15 protein-coding genes are annotated in these 17,147 nt (G+C 68.8%); 8 read left to right on the top strand and 7 right to left on the bottom strand.

From position 1 onward, the window contains the following. Positions 1-61: 61 nt before the first annotated feature. Positions 62-871: an NUDIX hydrolase gene (locus ODI_RS01510; RefSeq protein WP_408635930.1), complete on the top strand. Its 810-nt coding sequence runs from the start codon at positions 62-64 to the stop codon at positions 869-871. Further along, entirely contained in the window at positions 872-1,882 is a 1,011-nt protein-coding gene (locus ODI_RS01505; RefSeq protein ID WP_067755906.1) for a LacI family DNA-binding transcriptional regulator, read from the top strand. A gap of 6 nt (positions 1,883-1,888) precedes the next feature. Here the strand turns inward: ODI_RS01505 and ODI_RS01500 are convergent, their stop codons facing one another. From ODI_RS01500 to rpoH, 4 genes are all read right to left on the bottom strand, one after another. After that, positions 1,889-4,429 (bottom strand): cation:proton antiporter, encoded by a 2,541-nt coding sequence (locus ODI_RS01500; RefSeq protein WP_067755903.1) that lies wholly within the window; start codon positions 4,427-4,429, stop codon positions 1,889-1,891. Between the two features lie 317 nt (positions 4,430-4,746). Beyond that, positions 4,747-5,157 (bottom strand): PIN-like domain-containing protein, encoded by a 411-nt coding sequence (locus ODI_RS01495; protein WP_067755899.1) that lies wholly within the window; start codon positions 5,155-5,157, stop codon positions 4,747-4,749. Then, positions 5,154-5,867 (bottom strand): hypothetical protein, encoded by a 714-nt coding sequence (locus tag ODI_RS01490; protein ID WP_067755897.1) that lies wholly within the window; start codon positions 5,865-5,867, stop codon positions 5,154-5,156. Before ODI_RS01490 ends, ODI_RS01495 begins: the two co-directional genes overlap by 4 nt. Positions 5,868-6,043: 176 nt before the next feature. Further along, entirely contained in the window at positions 6,044-6,928 is an 885-nt protein-coding gene (gene rpoH, locus ODI_RS01485; RefSeq protein ID WP_067755895.1) for an RNA polymerase sigma factor RpoH, read from the bottom strand. A 274-nt stretch (positions 6,929-7,202) separates the two neighbouring features. On the opposite strand from rpoH, the gene ODI_RS01480 reads away from it, so the two are divergent. Together ODI_RS01480 and ODI_RS01475 are read left to right on the top strand one after the other, a co-directional pair. Beyond that, positions 7,203-8,198, top strand: a complete 996-nt coding sequence (locus tag ODI_RS01480) for a Bug family tripartite tricarboxylate transporter substrate binding protein (protein ID WP_067755893.1) — start codon at positions 7,203-7,205, stop codon at positions 8,196-8,198. A 144-nt stretch (positions 8,199-8,342) separates the two neighbouring features. Further along, entirely contained in the window at positions 8,343-10,103 is a 1,761-nt protein-coding gene (locus tag ODI_RS01475; RefSeq protein ID WP_067755891.1) for an IlvD/Edd family dehydratase, read from the top strand. A gap of 12 nt (positions 10,104-10,115) precedes the next feature. On the opposite strand, the gene ODI_RS01470 is transcribed toward ODI_RS01475, so the two are convergent. Continuing rightward, positions 10,116-11,003, bottom strand: a complete 888-nt coding sequence (locus ODI_RS01470; RefSeq protein ID WP_067755888.1) for a LysR family transcriptional regulator — start codon at positions 11,001-11,003, stop codon at positions 10,116-10,118. Positions 11,004-11,209: 206 nt separating this feature from the next. Between ODI_RS01470 and ODI_RS01465 the strand changes: the two genes are divergently transcribed. The 4 genes from ODI_RS01465 to ODI_RS01450 all read left to right on the top strand — a co-directional run bounded on the left by ODI_RS01465 (position 11,210) and on the right by ODI_RS01450 (position 15,437). After that, on the top strand, positions 11,210-12,133 hold the full coding sequence (locus ODI_RS01465; RefSeq protein ID WP_067755886.1) for a 2-hydroxyacid dehydrogenase: 924 nt from the start codon (positions 11,210-11,212) through the stop codon (positions 12,131-12,133). 4 nt (positions 12,134-12,137) lie between these two features. Beyond that, positions 12,138-13,061: a LysR family transcriptional regulator gene (locus ODI_RS01460; protein ID WP_067755881.1), complete on the top strand. Its 924-nt coding sequence runs from the start codon at positions 12,138-12,140 to the stop codon at positions 13,059-13,061. 145 nt (positions 13,062-13,206) lie between these two features. Further along, positions 13,207-14,349: a mandelate racemase/muconate lactonizing enzyme family protein gene (locus ODI_RS01455; protein ID WP_067756560.1), complete on the top strand. Its 1,143-nt coding sequence runs from the start codon at positions 13,207-13,209 to the stop codon at positions 14,347-14,349. Positions 14,350-14,453: 104 nt separating this feature from the next. Then, complete coding sequence (locus ODI_RS01450; protein ID WP_067755878.1) at positions 14,454-15,437, top strand: tripartite tricarboxylate transporter substrate binding protein; 984 nt, start codon at positions 14,454-14,456, stop codon at positions 15,435-15,437. A gap of 21 nt (positions 15,438-15,458) precedes the next feature. Here ODI_RS01450 and ODI_RS01445 read toward each other — a convergent pair whose 3' ends face one another. Together ODI_RS01445 and fghA are read right to left on the bottom strand one after the other, a co-directional pair. Beyond that, positions 15,459-16,136, bottom strand: coding sequence for a hypothetical protein (locus ODI_RS01445; protein ID WP_067755875.1), 678 nt, complete (start codon positions 16,134-16,136; stop codon positions 15,459-15,461). 39 nt (positions 16,137-16,175) lie between these two features. After that, on the bottom strand, positions 16,176-17,021 hold the full coding sequence (fghA, locus tag ODI_RS01440) for an S-formylglutathione hydrolase (protein ID WP_067755872.1): 846 nt from the start codon (positions 17,019-17,021) through the stop codon (positions 16,176-16,178). Positions 17,022-17,147: the final 126 nt, after the last annotated feature.

The following is a 17,147-nucleotide window of genomic DNA, read 5'->3' as shown; positions in this document are numbered from 1 at the left end:
TAGTCCTGGCGCGAGGCATACAATCGCCGCCATGCCCGCTGCGCTGATTCTTCCCCTGCCCTTGCCCGACCTGCGAGCCCGCTACGCGCGCCTCGCCGCCGAGGTCCACCAACCCGCCCACGAAGGCTCGATGCCGGTCTGGATCGGCGCACGCCGCTGCGGCATGGCCGCGCCCGCGGCCCGCGCCGCGCTGGCCGGACTGGATGGCGTACGCGAGGACGGCACGGGGCTGCGCATCGGCGACGACCTGCCCGCAGGCGCCGCGCGTAACGCCCTGCTGGCCCGCGTGGCCGACACCCTGCGTGACGCGGGCTGCCTGCGCGGCTGGCGCGGCGAGCTGCTGGACGTGGCCGCGGCCGACGGCCACCGGCTGGGCGCCATCGAACGCGCCGCCACCCGCCCCCTGGGCCTGCTCACCTTCGCCGTGCACCTGAACGCCTGGACGCCGGACAACGCGCTGTGGATCGCCCGCCGCGCGCTCACCAAGAGCACCGACCCCGGCCTGTGGGACACGCTGGTGGGCGGCCTGTCCGGCAGTTGCGAAACCCTGGAGGACTCCCTGCTGCGCGAATGCGGCGAGGAGGCCGGCCTGGACCCACCCGACCTGGTCTGCCGCTCGCCCCTGCGCACGATCCTGCGCTTCCAGCGCCAGTTGGCGGGCGAAGGCATGCAGGTGGAGGACATCCTCGTCAGCACCTGTGTGCTGGCGGCGGATGCGCGTCCTGAAAACCGCGACGGCGAGGTCATGGAGATCCGCCACGTCCCTGTGGCGACCGCGCTGGCGATGCTGGATGCTGGCGAATTCACCGACGAGGCCGCGGCGGTGATCCTGGAAGACATGCTGTATCGCGCAGGCGGAGGCCTGCCCTGAATGAAGCGCCCGGCCCGCGTCACCCTGGCCGACGTCGCCCGGCTGGCGCGTGTCAGCGCGATGACCGTGTCGCGCGCGCTGAACACCCCGGAAAAAGTGGATGCCGCGCTGCGCGAACGGGTGGCGCAGGCCTGTGCCCAGCTTGACTACATCCCCAGCCGCGCGGCGCGCGCGCTGGCCTCGGCGCGCTCACGCCTGGTGGTGACGCTGGCGCCCGCGGGCGACCCCGCCTGCGAGCCCTTGCTGGACGGCCTGGGCGCCGCCCTGCACGAGGCGGGCTACCTGATGGCCATTGCCCGGGTCGACCCCGCCCATCCCGCAACCGACGCGCGGGCGCTGGCCTTGCGGGCCTTCCTGCCGCATGCGCCCGAAGCGGTGGCCCTGGCGGGCCTGGCGCCCGACGCGGACCTGCTCGCGCTGCTCGGCAAGCTGGACCTGCCCTGGACGGAAGCCTGCGGGGCGGGCGCCGATGCCAAGCCCCCCCGCCCTGGCGCGGGGGCGCCGCCGCAGGCCGTGGGAGAAACCGCGGTTGCGCACTTGCACGCCAGCGGCCGGCGCCGCATCGGTGTGCTGGCCGCGCTGGGCGAGGCAGGCGCGCAAGGCCGTCTCGCTGGCGCCATCGCGGCGTGGACCGCCGCCACGAAAGACCAGGATGTGCCTCAGGCCATCCACCCCGCGGCGCCCTGCCCTGCGCTGGGTCAGGCCCTGCTGGCCGAACTGCTGGCCGCCAGGCCGGATTGCGACGCGGTGTATTGCACCCACGACCTGCTGGCCTGGGGCGCGTTGGCGCACTGCCGGCAAGCCGGCATCGCGGTGCCGGACCGCTTGCTGCTGATAGGCACCCACGACCTGCCCGCCACGCGCTGGCTGACGCCGCCGCTGGCATCGGTCGCCACGCGGCGCGACCTGGCGGGCCGGCAGGCCGCGCTGGAATTGATTGCCCGCGTGGAGGGCCCGGCGCGGCGCGCGCGGTGGTACGACACCGGCCACGCCTTGCGCACGGCCGGCTGAGGCCGGCTAAGCGGCAGCCTCCGGGTCCGCTGACGCCCTGGCATCTTCCTTCGCCTGCTCCTGCGTCTTGCGCCAGACCTCCAGCGCGCGCAGGCGCTGGCGCGCCACCACCTCGATACGCTCACGCAACGACGGATCGCGCTCGAGCAGTGCGTGGAAATCGCGCGCCGGCAGCATCAGCAGGCGGCTGTAGCCCAGCGAGGTGACCGACAGCGCCACCCCCTCGCCCGACAGCAATGCCAGCTCGCCGAAGAACTCGCCGCTGCCCAGCTCGATGAAGGTGCCGTCCGGCAACGCGACCTTGACCGCGCCGGAGGCCACGAAGCACATCATTTCGCCGTGGCGGTTGCGCAGGATCACCGGCCGTTCCGGCAGCACCAGCCGTGGCTTGAGCAGGCGCGCGATCGCCTGCCGCGCCTCGTCGCTCAGTCCCTCGAACAGCGGCACGGCCTTGATCAGCTCATCGGCGCCCAGGCCCATGTCCAGCGGGGGATGCTTGTCGATGTGGCGCCAGCGCGCCTTCAACTGCTCCATCAGGTCGGCGTAGACCTCGCCGCTGATGAGGAACTGCTCCAGCATCTCGCGGTAGCGCATGCGTTCCAGCTCGCGCGCCACACGGCCCAGGTACGCCTCCTGCAGCCACTCTGCGTACGACGGATATTGCAGGGTCATGGCCTGCAAGGCGTTCTCGATCAGCACCAGCCGCTGCTCGTGCAGGGCGACGATGCGGTCGGTGGCCTCCTTGCCCAGCAAGGGCTGGACCTGCGTGCGCGCGAAGCCCAGCAGGCGCTGCCCCACCGAGCGCTTGCTCATCAGGTTGGAGAAGCGCTGCGCCAGCGACTGGGCCAGCCAGCGCTGGACGCCGAAACGATCATAGATTTCCAGCGCCAGGCGGAAGCCGCGCGAATAGCGCAAGTCACGCACCAGCGCCGCCTCGAAACCATCCAGGCCGTTGGCGCGCACCGACTCGCCCAGGCGCTCGGCCCGGGCCAGCAGGCCCTCGGCCATGCGCCAGTCCACCAACTGCGCCTTGAGGATGTCGAAGAACATTTCCGCTTCGCGCGCCGCCAGCATGGCCAGGCCCACGGCCACCTTCCTGTCCTCGGGCAGTTGCGCCACCTGCGTGTCGTGCACGCCGGCCAGGCTCGCGTCGAACACCGCCCGGATCCGGGCCTGCGCCTCGGCGCCGATGTGCTCGGTCTTCGCAAGTTGCTCGGTGTGCTCCTGCAGGTCTTCCAGCGCCACGACCAGCGCCTGGTTGCGCAGGGTGTTCTCCATGGGCGACAGCTTGTTCAGGCCCAGCAGGCCGATCAGCGGCCGCAGCGTCGTGCCGTTGATGAAGAGCGTGGCCAGCACGAAACCGGTGACGACCACCGCGACGAACTGCCGGTCGCCCGCGGGCACGGCATGCTGCTCGGTCACCGCCAGCGCCAGCGCCAACGATACGGCGCCGCGCAAGCCGCCCCACAGCATCACCGACTTATAGCGGTAGCCCACCCGCTGGCCGATGCGCAGCATCTGCAGGAGCGGCAGCAAGCCGAAGACCACGATGGCCCGGGCCGCCAGCGTCGCGCCGAAGACCACCACCACCAGGAGAATCTCGGCCAGGTCGGCGTCGGCCATCAGGCGCGGCACCAGCATGGCCGCGAACAGGAAGATGAGGGAATTGGCCCAGAAGCCGAACTGCTCCCAGAAGCTGGACAACTGCTCGAAGGTCGTGGGCGACATGCGCGTGCGGCCGCTGGACCCCACCACCAGCCCGGCGATGACGGTGGCCACCACCCCCGACACGCCCAGGTAGTGCTCGGAAATGAAGAAACTGAGATACGCCAGGGTCAGCGTCAGCGTGATCTCGGCCGTGGGCCAGCCGCGCAGCCAGGCGAACAGGCCGCAGGCCAGCCGCCCCATGACGAAGCCCGCCACGCCGCCGCCCAGGAAAGTCACCAGGAAGTCCTTGGCGATGGCGCCCGTGGACAGCGTGCCCTCGCCCGCCAGCACGGCCAGCAGCACCGAATACAGCGCGATGGACGCGGCGTCGTTGAACAGGCTCTCGCCCTCCACCAGCGTCGTCAGCCGCTTGGGCGCCCCCACCTCGCGGAAGATGCCCACCACCGCCACCGGGTCCGTGGTGGCGACGATGGCCCCCAGCAGCAGGCAGACCACCAGGCCGTACTGGGAAATGGTGGACAGCGTGAAACCGACGACGACGGTGCACACCACCACCGCGACGATCGCCATCATCAGGATGGGGCCGAGGTCGTCCAGCAGGCGGCGCACGTTCATGGCCAGCGCCGTCTCGAAGAGCAGCACCGGCAGGAACACCATGAGGAAGGTTTCGGAGGAGATCTCGAAGAGATCGAGCGTATCGAGGAAATCGGCGACGACCCGGGGCGCCCAGTCGTGCACGTGGACGACGTAGCCCAGCGCGCATCCCACGATGGCCAGCAGCACCGAATAGGGCAGCTTGAGCCGGCCGGCCAGGGGCGGCATGAAGCAGACCAGGGCCAACAAGCCAGCCAGGCCGAAAACGAGAAAACCGACTTCCATGCGCGCGCACCCAAAACGACTGCTGCAAGAATAGCCCACCCCCGCAGGAAGATCGCGCGATGGCGCGGGCGGCACGCATAAAAAACGGGGCACCTGGGGGTCCAGGTGCCCCGTAAACACCCATCTCATTGGGGAGGGGAAAGAGGAGAAGCCGAGATGGGTGTCAAGACCACTGCCGGGGGCGTTGCACCTGGTCCGGCGCGCGGTCTGTGTGGATTAGGCGGCAGGCGCCGGGTTTGGTTCCGGTCCGTACTGGAAAAAAAGATGCTCGGTTTGTTTCCAGGCATGAATGCGCCGGGACCGCCCCAGGACGGACACTAGATCTGCCGAAACCGGCCGCTGGATCGCCAAGGCACCTCGAAGGTCGATGCCTCGACTGCATTGGCTTGTGCCACGATCTTGGGCCACCACAAGACCAGTTGGGACAGCTTGTCCCAGTAACGCCTGCTCGACCACGAGGGCTGCAACACGAACACCGTAATGCCGTGCTTGCGGATCAGGCGGCGCTCCGCGCCCTGGCGCTTTCGAAAAGCGTCTCCGGAGAGAACGGCCCAGTTCTTTTCCGCACCCAGTGCGTCCAGCCACACAGTGTCTTGAGCGGACACGCCGAACCTGTCCCGAATGTGGCCAACCTCTCCGAGCATCGCATCCGGAAACTGTCTCCGGCTAGCCTCCACCAGGACCGACGACCAGTTTGGCGGCAGGTTCTCGTCGAGGAGGAAGTTCAATGGGAGGCCTTCGCGAGCTGGCTTTCGTAACGAATAGCCGCCTTCACCCAGCGCAAGGGGATGTCGTAGGTGGCTGCGGTCAACGCCGCGGCACGCTCGTCTCCCCCTTCCGCCAGATATGAGGCATGGAGCGCTTCCGTGGGTACGCCGGTGTCTTCGTTGATCGGGCTGCCGAAATGACGCGCCGGATCAAGGACGATGTGGTCCCGTTTCGGCACGGGGTACCACTTGGAGGCGTGCTCGCCTTGGTATTCGATGCCGGCATAGAGCGAGGGAACGATGATTTCCCGGAAGACGACTTGACGACTACGCAAGTCGATCAGGGGGTCCTCATCGACACTTTGGCGGACAGCCTCGCCGAAGATGCTTTTCCCATCCGTCTTGAAGCGCAGCGTGGTGAAGGGATACGGGACGCCATAGAGTTGCTGGGCCGAAACCAGGCAGCGGCGGACGACCAGCAAGGGCACGCCATGGCTGACGAAGGCATGTACGAAGCGCGCTTCGAGCAGATCCTGAAAACCGATGGTCTTGGACGCTTCGCCTTCCGTGACCTGCGGCGCCCACAGCGGCGCGGAATATCCAGCGACAGCCCTGCCATCACGTCTCTTCTGGCATTTGTAACCGAAGAGCCAGCGACTCAATTGGGCGGAAGACACGCCAATCAAGCGGCCTGCCTCGCCCAGGGAATAGATGCCGGTACCGGTGTACATGAAGAGGACGTTTGCTGTGGTGGCCGGAAAAGTTTAGCAAGCAGCCACGCCCAAAACCACTCAGGCTCCCTTGTCAGAGGCCGATACGACCACCCTGATTTCCCTGCCCCCCCCCAGAAACAAAACACCCCAAGTCCGGGGCTGGCCCTGGCTTGGGGTGTTCCGCATCCAAACGTTCAGGCCGACAACGCCGCGCGCATCTTCTTCATGGCGGCGGCTTCGATCTGGCGGATGCGCTCGGCGGACACGCCGAACTCCTGGGCCAGTTCGTGCAGCGTGGCGCCGCCTTCGTCCTGCAGCCAGCGGGCCTGCACGATGCGGCGCGACCGCTCGTCCAGCACATCCAGGGCGCCAGCCAGGCCGCGGCCCTGCAGGGCCGACTGCGCCGCGCGCTCCATCACTTGCGTGGGTTCCTGGCGGCCTTCGTCGGACAGGTAGGCGATGGGCGCGTAGGTGTCGTCATCGTCGTCCTGGTTCTCCAGCGACATGTCGCGGCCGGTCAGGCGCACTTCCATCTCGCTGACATCCTGGGGACGCACGTCCAGCTCGCGCGCGATGGCGTCGATCTGGGCCGGATCCAGGGTCTGGCCGTCCGGACGCATGCTGCGCAGGTTGAAGAACAGCTTGCGCTGCGCCTTGGTCGTGGCGACCTTCACCAGGCGCCAGTTGCGGATGATGAACTCGTGGATCTCGGCCTTGATCCAGTGCACGGCGAAGGAGACCAGGCGCACGCCGCGCTCGGGGTCGAAACGTTTCACGGCCTTCATGAGGCCGACGTTGCCTTCCTGGATCAGGTCGGCGTGCGGCAGGCCATAGCCCAGGTACTGGCGCGAGACGGAGACCACCAGTCGCAGGTGCGACACCACCAGCTCACGGGCGGCGTCCAGCGAATCCGTGTCGCGCAGCTTGCGCGCGAGGGACGTTTCCTGCTCGGGGGTCAGCAGGGGCAGGCGGTTCACGGTGGAGATGTACGCATCCAGCGTGCCCAGTGCGCCCGGGTTGGCGATGGCCACGGCCAGCGAGGGGCTTGCCGTAGCCAGGGAATGATTGGCGGTTTGCATAGCAGGGTCGCTCCTGTATCGGTCGGATTGCGACGACCAAGGCATGTTAGCACTCTCAACTACCGAGTGCTAATTAGAGGATGTTGCACTGGGGAAGTTCCCGATTTAATAGGGACATATTGGGGCAATCCCTTGGTTTGTTCTGTCCAAACCGAAACAAAATTTTGTTTTGAACGCAGGGAATTGACGCCCCCGCCGCCTGGGGAACCCAGACAATGCGGCAGACGGGTGCGCTTGAAGACTGCCCGCGACAACAATACTCGGAGACACCGACATGTCCTTCTGTTCCAACCGCCGGCCGCTGGCCGCCCTGGCCCTGATGGCGCTGGGTACCCTGATGGCCCCGCTGGCCGCCCACGCCGCCTATCCCGACAAACCCATCCGCCTGGTCGTGCCCTACCCGCCCGGCGGCGCCACCGACGTGGTCGGCCGCGTCATCGCCAACCACCTGTCCGAGGAGCTCAAGCAGCAGGTCATCGTCGAGAACAAGGGCGGCGCCGGCGGCAACCTGGGCGCCGACTCGGTGGCCCGCGCCACGCCCGACGGCTACACCCTGCTGATGGGCGCGATCACCTCGCACTCCATCATGGCCACGCTGGAGAAGAATCGCATCTCCTACAAGCTGATGGACGACCTGGCGCCGGTGGCGACCATTGCCGCCGTGCCGCTGGTGTTCGTGGTGAACCCGGCCAAGGTGCCGGCCAACAACCTGACCGAGCTGATCGACTACGCCAAGAAGAACCCTGGCAAGCTGACCTATGCCTCGTCGGGCGCGGGCGCGCCCCAGCGCATGGCCGCCGAACTCTTCAAGCGCCAGGCCGGCGTCGACATGCTGCACGTGCCCTACCGCGGCAGCGGCCCCGCCATGACCGACCTCGTCGGCGGCCAGGTGCTGACGATGGTCGAGACCGTGCCCGCCTCGCTGGGCTTCATCAAGAGCGGGCAGTTGCGCGCGCTGGCGGTGACCATGCCCGAACGCATCTCGATGCTGCCTGACACCCCGACCGCCGCGGAAGCCGGCCTGCCCGGCTTCGAGGTCGCCTCGATGTTCGGCGTGCTGGCCCCCGCCAAAACGCCCAAGCCCATCGTCGAGCAATTGAACGCGGCGCTGCAGAAAGTGCTGGTGAAGGAAGACTTCAAGGCGCAGATGCTGCAACAGGGCGCCTATGCGGTGGAGCCTGCCTCGGCCGACGCCGCCCGCCAGCGCCTGCAGAAGGAAGTCGACATGTGGGCCAAGGTGATCGAGGACGCAAAAATTACGGTGGAGTAGGTTTCCCCCCCCCGAGGCGCTGACGCGCCTCCCCCCCAGGGGGGCGGTGCTGGTGGACCGGCGGAGCCGGCTCCACTGCACCCCTGCTCCTTCTTTTGTTAGATCGCTTTGAATCGTAGATAGTCTTTTTTCTGGAAGAACCCCATGTCCTCCTCCGACAGCAAGAAAACCGATGCCCCCTCCGGCATGCGCCGCGGCTTGACCAGTTATGGCGATACCGGCTTTTCCCTGTTCCTGCGCAAGGCCTTCATCAAGGGCGCAGGGCTGACCGATGACGCGTTGTCGCGGCCGGTGGTGGGCATTGCCAACACGGGCAGCGCCTATAACCCCTGCCACGGCAATGCGCCGCAGCTGATCGAGGCGGTCAAGCGCGGCGTGATGCTGGCGGGCGGATTGCCGGTGGACTTCCCCACCATCTCGGTGCATGAGAGCTTCGCGGCGCCCACCAGCATGTACCTGCGCAACCTGATGTCGATGGACACGGAGGAGATGATCCGTGCCCAGCCCATGGACGCGGTGGTGCTGATCGGCGGGTGCGACAAGACCGTGCCGGCCCAGCTGATGGGCGCGGCCTCGGCCGGCATCCCGGCCATCCAGCTGGTGACGGGTTCGATGCTGACGGGCGGGCACCGCGGCGAACGCGTGGGCGCCTGTACCGACTGCCGCCGCTTCTGGGGCAAGTATCGCGCCGACGAGATCGACGACCAGGAAATCGCCGACGTGAACAACCAGTTGGTGGCCAGCGTGGGCACCTGCTCGGTGATGGGCACGGCCAGCACGATGGCCTGTATCGCGGAAGCCCTGGGCATGATGCTGCCGGGCGGCGCCTCGCCTCCCGCGGTGACGGCCGACCGCATGCGCATCGCCGAACAGACCGGCACGCAGGCGGTGCGCATGATCGCGCAGCAGCTCACCCCGAACAGGATCCTCACGCCCAAGGCCTTCGAGAACGCGCTGCGCGTGCTGCTGGCCATCGGCGGCTCCACCAACGGCATCGTCCATCTGACCGCCGTGGCGGGACGCCTGGGCATCGAGGTGGACATGGCGGCCTTCGACCGCATCGGCCGCGAGACGCCGGTGCTGGTGGACCTGAAGCCGTCGGGCCAGCACTACATGGAAGACTTCCACAAGGCGGGCGGCATGCGCACGCTGCTGCGCGAGCTGCGCCCGCTGCTGCACCTGGACGCGCTGACCGTCACCGGCCGCACGCTGGGCGAAGAAATGGATGCCGACCGACCGCCCTTCAAGCAGGACGTCATCCGCGCCTTCGACAATCCCATCTACGCCCAGGGCGGCATCGCCGTGCTGCGCGGCAACCTGGCCCCGGGCGGCGCGATCATCAAGCAGTCGGCCGCCTCGCCCACGCTCATGGAGCACGAGGGCCGCGCAGTGGTGTTCGAGAACCTGGAAGACCTGGCCGCCCGCGTCGACGCGCCCGACCTGGACGTGAACGCCGATGACATCATGGTGCTGAAGAACATCGGCCCGACCGGCGCGCCCGGCATGCCCGAAGCCGGCTACATGCCCATCCCGATGAAGCTGGCGCGCGCCGGCGTGAAGGACATGGTGCGGATCTCGGACGGCCGCATGAGCGGCACGGCCTCGGGCACCATCGTGCTGCACGTGACGCCGGAATCCGCCATCGGCGGGCCGCTGGGGCTGGTGAAGACGGGCGACCGCATCCGCCTGAGCGTGCGCGAGCGCAGCCTGACGCTGCTGGTCGACGAGGCCGACCTGGCCGCGCGCAAGGCGGCATGGCAGGCGCCCGGCGAACGCCCGGGCGACGACCGCGGCTACCGCAAGCTCTTCCTGACCACGGTCACGCAGGCCGACAAGGGGGTCGACTTCGACTTCCTGCGCAGCACGGGCAAGGGCGGCGCCACGCCGCTCCCGCCGAAGAAGTAGGCCGTGGCGGGCTCAGGCCGCGCCCGCGCGGCCAGGGAAGACGGCGCGGCATTCGCGCAGGAAGGCCTCGGCCAGCGCGGCACGTGGCCCTTGCGCCTGCCAGGCCAGCCCCACGCGGCGCACGGGCGCGCGCCCCGGCAAGGGAATGCGCGCCAGCGCATACTTGGTGGACCACATCGAGGACCAGTCCGGCAGCAGCGCCACGCCCAGGCCCTGGTCCACCAGCGCGGCCACGCCCAGCAGGCTGTCGATCTCCATGCGCTGGCGCGGCACGATGCCATGGTCGCGCAGATAGCGGTCGGCCAATTGCCCGCCCACCACCGAGCGGTCGTAGCGGATGAAAGGCTCCGTGCGCAGCAGCTCGTGCGGATCGCCCGCCTGCATGGTGGCGGGCGCCACCACCACCAGCGGCTCTTCCATGACGGCATCCCAGCGGCAGGTCTTGCCGATGGAGAACTGCGGCTCGACCACCACGGCCGCATCCAGTTCGCCTTCGCCCACGCGCCGGCACAGGTCCACCGACGAGCCGGGCAGCACGAAGACGGACAGGCGCGGATGGCTGTCGTAGAGGCGCTTCAACACCGGCGGCAGCACGCTCGTCATGGCCGAGACGAACACGCCCAGCTTCAGTTCGCCGAAGGGCGCGTCGACCTCGGCCGCGGCGGCCAGGTCGCGCGCATCGCGCAAGAGCGCACGCGCGCGGTCCAGGATGCGCAGCCCGGCCTCGGTGGCGCGCACCGACCGGCCCGCGCGCCGCACCAATGTCAGGCCCAGGCTCTGCTCCAGCGCCTTCACGCGCGCGGCCACGGCGGTGGACGTCAGGTCCAGCTGGCGGGCGGCCTGCGCGAACGAGCCGCGCTCGACCACGGTGACGAAGCTCTGCAGATATCGGATGTCCATGTGCCGGGGCCTCTCCTGTCGCCCTGGAATCGCGCTTCTTTTTCCCCTGCCCGGCGCGCCGCGCCGGGGATGCACACTATGACGCACATTCACGGCCCGCGCCAATGTGCCCCTTCAACTTCCGTGCCGTCCCAAGGCAAAAGCGCCCCTTCGGGGGGCAGCCAGCCGAAAGCGCGGCGTGGGTTTTTTTCCGGAGACCCTGCAACATGAGCCTGCCCGCGCTGCTGCGCATCGGCGCCTTCCCGCCCGTGGCCCACGCCCTGCTGTCGCAACACTTCACCCTGGTTCCGCCCGAAGAGGCCAGCGACGCGCAATGGGCCGCTTTCCAGGGCCTGGTCACCCGCTCGAACCAGCGGGTCGACCCTGCACTGATCGACCGCCTGCCCGCCTTGCGCGTCATCGCCACCTGCGGCGTGGGCTACGACGGCATCGCCGTCGACCACGCGCGTGCGCGCGGCGTCCAGGTCACCCACACGCCTGGCGTGCTCGACACCGCCGTGGCGGAACTGGCCGTGGGCCTGCTGCTGGCCCTGCTGCGCCGGCTGCCCGCCGCCGACGCCTTCGTGCGCTCGGACCGCTGGCACAGAGAGGGCGCCTTCCCGCTGGGCGCGAGCCTGGCGGGCAAGCGCGTGGGCATCGTGGGGCTGGGCCGCATCGGGCGCGCCATCGCGGACCGCTTGGCGCCCTTCCAGGTGTCGCTGGCTTATCACGGCCCCACCGACCAGGGTCTGGCCCTGTCCTATTACCCGAACCTGGCCGCGATGGCGCGCGACTGCGACATCCTCATCGTGTGCTGCCCCGGCGGGGCCCGCACCGCCGGGATCATCGACGCCGAGGTGCTGGCCGCGCTGGGACCGCGCGGCGCGCTGGTCAACGTGTCGCGCGGCTCCGTCGTCGACGAGGCGGCGCTGGTCCAGGCCCTGCAGGCCGGCACCCTGGGCGCCGCGGCGCTCGACGTGTTCCAGACCGAACCCACCGCGAACGCGGCCCTGCTGGCCCTGGAGCAGGTGGTGCTGGCCCCGCACATCGGCAGCGCCACCGAAGAAACGCGGCTGGCCATGGCCGAGCTGGCAACGGCCAACCTGCAGGCGGTGCTGGCGGGCAAGCCAGCGCTGACCCCGGTGCCCTGACAGCATGACGCCGATCGCCCCCCCACCCCCCGTCACCCATATCAACCTGCGCCTGTTGCAGACTTTCATGCTGGTGGCGGAGACCTCGAGTTTCCGCGAGGCGGCCGAGCGCACGCGGCGCTCGCAATCGGCGGTGAGCATCCAGATCAAGCAGCTGGAAGAACAGCTGGGCCTGAAGCTGCTGTACCGCACCACGCGCACGGTGCGGCTCACCGACGAAGGCGCGGAACTCTACAAGGGCACCCGCCGCGCCATGGACGAAGTGCAGCTGGGCCTGCGGCGCATCCGCGAATCGACCGACATCCGGCGCGGCAACGTCTCACTGGCCTGCTCGCCCAGTGCGGCAGCCTCGCTGCTGCCACGCGTGCTGGCCGTCTTCGAGACGGACTATCCCGACGTGCAGGTGCATCTGCGCGAGCTGCATTCGCATGATTTGTTCCAGGCGGTGCGCGCGGGCGAGGTCGATTTCGGCATCGGTCCGCGGGTGGCGGGCGTGGGCGAGGACATCGCGTTCGAGGTCATGTTCTCGGACCCCTTCATCGCGCTGGTGCATCGCTCGCTGGCGCCCGGCAACCGCAACCACATCACGCTGGCCGAACTGGGCGCCATGCCGGTGCTGATGCAGGACACCAGCTCCGTGACGCGTGGCCAGCTGGAGGAAGCCTTGCGCCGCGCCGGCGTGCGCCTGAACGGCAAATACGACTGCATGCAGGCGCAGACGCTGGTTGCCATGGCCGAGGCAGGCCTGGGCGCGGCCGTCGTGCCGCGCTCCATCCTGCGCTCGCTGCACGCGCCCTCCACCCGGGCGCTGCGCATCGACGGGGCCAAGCTGGTGCGCGACATCTCGCTGGTCACGTCGCGCGGCAAGCCCCTGTCGCCCACGGCGCAACGGCTGGCGCAACGCGTGCGGGAATTCTCCGAGCCATAGGGAAACGCGTGCCTGCTTCGCAAGCAGCCGCCGATTGATTAAGCAAACGCATCAATCGCCAAGATCTTTGAACTTAACAGGGGAGATGCCTTCGGCCAAGCTGACGTTCATGTTCAACCCGCATCGCGCCGCCGCGACATCCCGCATGAAAATCGTCCGCATCGAAGCCCATCACCTGGCCAACATCCCCATCCAGCCGCCCCCCTTCCGCAAGAAACCCGATGTCGAGCATGCCCTCGTCGTCGAAATCGAAACCAGCGACGGGCACATCGGCTACAGCATGGGCGGCTATACCCATCCCGTCATCGTCGACTTCATCAACCGCCACGCCGCGCCGCTGCTCACCGGCGAGGACGCCCGCAACATCGAGCGCCTGACCGCGCGCTTCCACCGCCACTCGGTCATCCGCTTCATGGGCCGCGCCTATCTGTCCGCCCTGGCGCTGGTGGACATCGCCCTGTGGGACCTGCGCGGCAAGGCGCTGGGCGTGCCCGTGCACCAGCTGCTGGGCGGCGCCCGCGACAAGGTGCCGGTCTACATCACCCACGGCGCCGCCTATGGCGGGGAAACCGCCTATACGCCGGAGGAACTCGCCGCCGAGGCCAGGCACCTGGCCGAACTGGGCAATGTCTTCCTGAAGAACACCGTGGGCCGGCAGGCCGTGCCCGATCCGGACGACGACTACATCCGCATGCGGGCCATGCGCGAGGCCGTGGGCCCCGACGTGAAGCTTGCCATGGACGGCAACGCGCGCATGACGGTGGGCCAGGCCATCCGGCTGTGCAAGTTGACCGAGGAGCTGAACATCAGCTTCCTGGAAGAGCCCATCATCGACAACGAGCCCGGCCAGTTGCGCGAACTGCGTGCCCACACCGCGATTCCCATCGCCGCCGCCGAGAACCACAAGTATTCGGCGCGGGACCTGCTGGTGAACGATGCCGTCGACATCCTGCAGCCCAACGTGACGAACGACGGCGGCTACACCGCGGGCCTGCGCATCGGCATGCTGGCCCAGGCCTTCAACCGCCCGCTCGGACACGGCAACGGCAGCGGCCCGCACAACATCGCGCTGCAAGCCGGGCTCGCCAATGGCGGGCTGGTGGAATACCACTTCCACAAATGGATGGCCTACAACGCGGTCTTCGCGCATGTGCCCCAGCCGGAGAACGGCTACCTGGCCGTGCCGCAGGAACCTGGCCTGGGCCTGAACCCCAAGCCCGGCCTCATCGAGGAGTACAAGGTGCGCGAACGCGTATCCGTGCTGGCCACGCAGCCCGGCGCCATCTGATTCCCGCCGGGCGCCACGGCCCGCCAGGCGGCGCCCGGCAACACAATGACAAGAACACGTGCGCACCGCGGATCGCGGCCTGCCGGCACGATCAGGAGACACGCATGCCAGCCCACTTCCTTGCCCGCGCGGCGCGAACCGCCGCACTTCCCCTCGCCCTCTTCGCCATGGCGGCGCCTGCCGCTGCCCAGGCCTATCCCCAGGGACCCATCACCCTGGTGGTGCCCTTCCCGCCCGGCGGCTCGAACGACCTCTTTGCCAGGCACATGTCCAAGGACCTGGGCGACGCGCTCGGCCAGCCCATCGTGATCGAGAACCGGCCCGGCGCGGGCGGCACCATGGGCGCCGCGCTCGTCTCGCGCGCGCAGCCGGACGGGCACACGCTGATGCTGGTGTCCTCGACCTTCGTCACCAATGCCGTCACGCAGGCCAGCACACCTTTCGACATCTTCAAGGACTTCACGCCCGTGGCGCTGCTGGCCAAGGCGCCGCTCATCGTGACGGTGAACAACGACTTCCCGGTGCGGAACCCGTCGGAACTGGTCGCGCTGATACGCAAGAATCCAGGCAGGTACAACTACGCCTCGGCGGGCCCGGGCAGCCTGAACCAGTTCAGCATGGAGCTGCTGAAGTCGCAGGCAGGCGGCCTGGACATCACGCACGTGCCCTACCGGGGCGGCGGCCCGGCGGTGAACGACATGATCGGCAATCGCACCCAGGTCTACATCACCAGCGCGCCCGCCGCGCTGCCCACCGTGCGCACCGGCAAGATCAAGGCGATCGGCGTCACCAGCCTGGCACCCAGTCCCATCGCGCCCGACCTGCCGACCGTGGCAAGCGCGGTGCCAGGCTATGAATACCAATCGTGGTGGGCAATCCTTGGGCCGGCAGGCACCCCTGCGCCGGTCGTCGAGAAGCTGAACGCGGCCATCAACGCGGTGATGACGACACCGCAGATCCGCGAGTCGTTCCTGCGCGAGGGCGCGCAGGCCACGCCCGGCACGCCGGCCGAGCTGGCCCAGCTGCTGTCCAGTGAATTCGCCCGCTTCAAGAAGCTGGCCCAGGACCAGCACATCGTGGCGCAATGAGCGCCGCGCGGGGCTGGCCGCCTACCAGCCCGCGTCGCGCAGCAGCGCCTCCGTCTTCGGATCCGCCGGCCGCGCGAACAACGCGCCGCGCGGATCCATGAACAGGCGGAAGGTGCCGCCGTCCAGCATGGGCAGGTAGGCCGCGCTGCCCACCTGCACGTCGACGAACGGCAGCCAGGCAGGGAAGCGGCGCTTCAGCGCGCCGACATCCGGGGTCGGGAACGCGCGCAGGTCATGCACGCTGCGCGGGGCGCTGCGCTCCTGGTCGATGTCTTCATAACGCCCGGACAGGCGCTCCACCTTGTAGAGCGGCGGCATGCCCGCCAGCAAGGCCGGCAGGCGCCAGCGCACGACGCGGGCATCCAGTTGCCAGGCGTCGCCATTCAGCGGGAAGGTGCGCTGCCCAACGTTCGGCAGGTCCAGCGTGGCGATGAACTGCTGAGGCTGGTTGCGCACGAAGGAAATGGTGCCGACAGGCGCGTCGGACAGCAGCCGCGCATACTGCACCACCGACACCGCCAGCAGGCCCAATGCTGCCGCCAGCAGCACCATCAGCAGGCCGATCAGCCTGCGTACCGGCCGCAGGCGGGGACGGCGTTCGTGCGCGGCACGGCGCCTGCCCGAGGACAGCAGCATGATCAGGCCCGGCACCGCAAGGACCACGGCCAGGAGGGCAATCCACAGAAACGGCGCCACCATGTCTTTTCCCTGTTCGCGTTACGGGTTGTCCGCCGGCGCTCAGGCCGTCAATTGCGCGGCGTGGAAACGCAGGTGGTCTTCCACGAAGGTGGAGATGAAGTAATAGCCGTGGTCGTAGCCCTCGTGGCGGCGCAGCGTCAGCGGCTGGCCGGCCTGGCGGCAGGCCTCCTCGAAGACCTCGGGATACAGTTGCTCGGCCAGGAAGTTGTCCTTCAGGCCCTGGTCCACCAGGATGCCGCCCGGGAAGGGCGCGCGACGCGCGGCCATCAACGCCGAGGCGTCATGCGCGGCCCAGGCTGCGCGGTCATTGCCCAGGTAGCCCGAGAACGCCTTCTCACCCCACGGGCAGCGGGTGGGCGCGGCGATGGGCGCAAAGGCCGACACGGAGCGGAAGACGTCGGGATGGCGCAGCGCCAGCACCAGGGCGCCATGGCCGCCCATCGAGTGGCCGAACACGCCCGCGCGCGCCAGGTCGGCCGGCAAGGCCTTGGCCACCAGGGCGGGCAGTTCACGCGCCACGTAGCTTTCCATGCGGTAGTGCGTGTTCCACTCGGGCTGCGTGGCGTCCAGGTAGAACCCCGCGCCCGTGCCGAAATCCCAGCTGTCGTCCTCGCCGGCCACGCCCGCGCCGCGGGGGCTGGTGTCCGGCGCCACCAGCATCAGGCCCAGTTCGGACGCCACGCGCTGGGCGCCCGCCTTGATCATGAACGTTTCCTCGGTGCAGGTCAGGCCCGCAAGGTAGAACAGCACCGGCACCGGCCCCTGCTCGGCCTGGGGCGGCAGGTAGACCGAAAACCGCATCGGCAGGCCGATTTCGCGCGAAGCGTGGCGGTAATAGCGCTGGGTGCCGCCGAAGCAGCGGTGTTCGTTCTGGATCTCGAGCATGCAGGGCCCCGGGGGTGATTCGCGGAAGTTCAACACTGGAGACACTACGTATTACGCATTCCCCGGGTCGATGTTAACCTTTGCCGACAGGCAGCCTTGTTTCCATCCGCTCGCTCTTCTCCGTCC

The organism is Orrella dioscoreae (assembly GCF_900089455.2).
In the GTDB taxonomy this organism is placed as follows: Bacteria; Pseudomonadota; Gammaproteobacteria; order Burkholderiales; family Burkholderiaceae_B; genus Orrella; species Orrella dioscoreae.
This window is presented reverse-complemented; position numbering and strand designations above follow the sequence as displayed.